The 2,313-nt window shown below is 68.4% G+C and carries 3 protein-coding genes and 1 pseudogene; all 4 read left to right on the top strand.

All coding sequences use genetic code 11. The features are described from left to right. On the top strand, positions 1-285 hold a 285-nt coding region (locus tag EN781_RS30935), incomplete at its 5' end, for a cobalamin biosynthesis protein (protein WP_145965728.1). After that, positions 282-1,046 (top strand): precorrin-4 C(11)-methyltransferase, encoded by a 765-nt coding sequence (gene cobM, locus EN781_RS30930; RefSeq protein WP_126054006.1) that lies wholly within the window; start codon positions 282-284, stop codon positions 1,044-1,046. The genes EN781_RS30935 and cobM, both read left to right, overlap by 4 nt. Continuing rightward, a complete protein-coding gene (cobA, locus tag EN781_RS30925) occupies positions 1,043-1,858 on the top strand; it encodes a uroporphyrinogen-III C-methyltransferase (RefSeq protein ID WP_126054005.1) in 816 nt (271 codons plus the stop codon). Before cobM ends, cobA begins: the two co-directional genes overlap by 4 nt. Next, positions 1,855-2,313: pseudogene (locus EN781_RS30920) on the top strand (cobyrinic acid a,c-diamide synthase); the annotation flags it as partial. The gene cobA and the pseudogene EN781_RS30920, both read left to right, overlap by 4 nt.

Raw genomic sequence — 2,313 nt, 5'->3', positions numbered from 1 at the left:
CTTTCCGCCCTGGCGACCGGTGAAATCAAACGCGATGAGGAAGCGATCTTCCTCGCCGGCAGCGACCTCGCTTTGCCTGTGATCGTCGTCTCGAACGATGCGATGCAAGCCGCATCGTCCGGCGTGCTCAGCCACTCCGTTCTCTCGCAGTCGAAGGCCGGCTCGCCGTCGGTTTCGGAAGCCTCCGCGCTTGCCGCGGCCGGAAAGGGCGCGAAACTGCTCGGGCCGCGCACGGTGCTCGGTCCTGTCACCTGCGCCATCGCACTTGCCGGAGATGCCGCATGACCATTCATTTCATCGGCGCCGGCCCCGGTGCGGCCGACCTCATCACTCTGCGCGGCAGCCGACTGCTGGCGAGTTGCCCGGTCTGCCTCTATGCCGGCTCGATCGTTGCGCCCGAACTGCTCGAACATTGCGCGCCCGGCACCAAACTGATCGACACGGCGCCGATGTCGCTCGACGAGATCGAGGCCGAATACGTTGCCGCCCACACCGCCGGCATGGATGTCGCGCGCCTGCATTCCGGTGACCTGTCGGTGTGGAGCGCGGTGGCCGAGCAGATCCGCCGGCTGGAAAAGCACAACATCCCCTACACGCTGACGCCGGGCGTGCCTTCCTTCGCCGCCGCGGCGGCGGCCCTTCGCCGCGAGCTCACCATTCCCGAACTCGCGCAAAGCCTGGTGCTGACCCGTGTCTCCGGCCGTGCCTCGAAGATGCCGCCCGGCGAGACGCTGGCCGGCTTCGGCCGCACCGGCGCGACGCTTGCCATCCATCTCGCCATCCACGCCATCGACCGTGTCGTCGCCGAGCTGACGCCGCTTTACGGCGCCGACTGCCCGGTGGCGGTTGTCTTTCGTGCCTCCTGGCCGGACGAGCGTCTGTTGACCGGCACGCTGGCCACCATCGAGGCGAAGCTGGCGGAAAACCCGATTGAGCGCACGGCGATCATCTTCATCGGCAGCGCGCTCGGCGCCCAGGATTTCGGCGAAAGCTCACTTTACGACGCCCACTACCAGCGGCGTTTTCGCGGACGGGACGGATTGTGAACGGCAGCACCAACAGAAACGGACATGCCACGGTGGAGCAGGCGCTGGCGCGGCTGAAGTTCAAGCCGCGAGAGCTGGAACCCGGCCACGTTTGGCTGGCCGGCGCGGGCCCCGGCGATCCCGGCTGCCTGACGCTCGAAGTGCTGGCCGCTCTCGGCCAATGCGACGCGCTGGTCTACGATGCGCTGGTCTCGCCCGATGTCGTCGCGGTCGCCGCAAGCGCGGAGCTTTTCTATGCCGGTAAACGCGGTGGCCAGCCGTCGATGAAGCAGGACGATATCACAGCTTTGCTGGTGCGGCTGGCGCGCGAGGGACGTCGCGTCGTCCGTCTCAAGGGCGGTGACCCCTATATCTTCGGGCGCGGCGGCGAAGAGGCGCTGGCGCTGGCGCGCGAAGCTATTCCGTTTCGTGTGTTGTCCGGCCTGACCTCGGGCCTGAGCGCGCTCGCCGCCACCGGCATTCCCGCCACCATGCGCGGCATCAACAAGGCGGTCATCCTGGCCACCGGCCATGCCGCCGGCACCGATGACGATCTCGACTGGGCCGCGATTGCCCGCACCGGCCAGCCGGTGGTCGTCTATATGGGAATGGCCAATCTGCCTCAGATCGCCGCTTCATTATTGGAAGGCGGGCTGGCGCCGTCGACGCCGGCCGCGGTGATCGTTTCCGCGACCACGCCGCAGGAGCGGGCCGTTGTCGCCACGCTCGCCACCATTGCCGAAGAGGCCGCGGCCGCCGGCCTGGCTTCGCCGGCGCTGATCGTCGTCGGCGGTATCGTCGCCATGCGCGCGGCACTGGCGGGCGAGACATGACGGCACGCGCCATCATCATCGGCGCGCCGCGCTCCGGTTCGGGCAAGACCAGCGTCACCATCGGCATCCTGCGCGCGCTCGCCAGGCGCGGCTTGAAGGTGCGTGGCGCCAAATCCGGGCCCGATTACATCGATCCGGGCTTCCACACCGCCGCCACCGGCCTCTCCGGCGTCAACCTCGACAGCTGGGCAATGCCGCCTTCCCTGCTCAATGCGCTGGCCGGGCAAGCGGCTGACGATGCCGACTTCGTCGTCCTCGAAAGCGCCATGGGCCTGTTCGACGGCATTCCCGCCCCAGAAGGCCGCACGGGTTCGGCCGCCGACCTTGCGCGGCTCTACGGCCTGCCGGTGCTGCTCGTGCTCGATGTGTCCGGCCAGTCGACCACGGCGGCCGCCGTTGCCAAGGGTTTTGCAACCTACGACGCGGGCGTGCGCATGGCCGGCGTCGTCCTTAAC

The sequence above is a fragment of the Mesorhizobium sp. M4A.F.Ca.ET.090.04.2.1 genome, assembly GCF_003999085.1.
Lineage (GTDB): Bacteria > Pseudomonadota > Alphaproteobacteria > Rhizobiales > Rhizobiaceae > Mesorhizobium.
The sequence above is the reverse complement of the archived record's forward strand: the minus strand, read 5'-3'. Positions and strand labels throughout refer to the sequence as shown.

Coding starts and splice junctions, on each gene's coding strand:
- cobM (WP_126054006.1), top strand. CDS start 282: ATGACCATTCATTTCATCGGCGCCGGCCCCGGTGCGGCCGACCTCATC.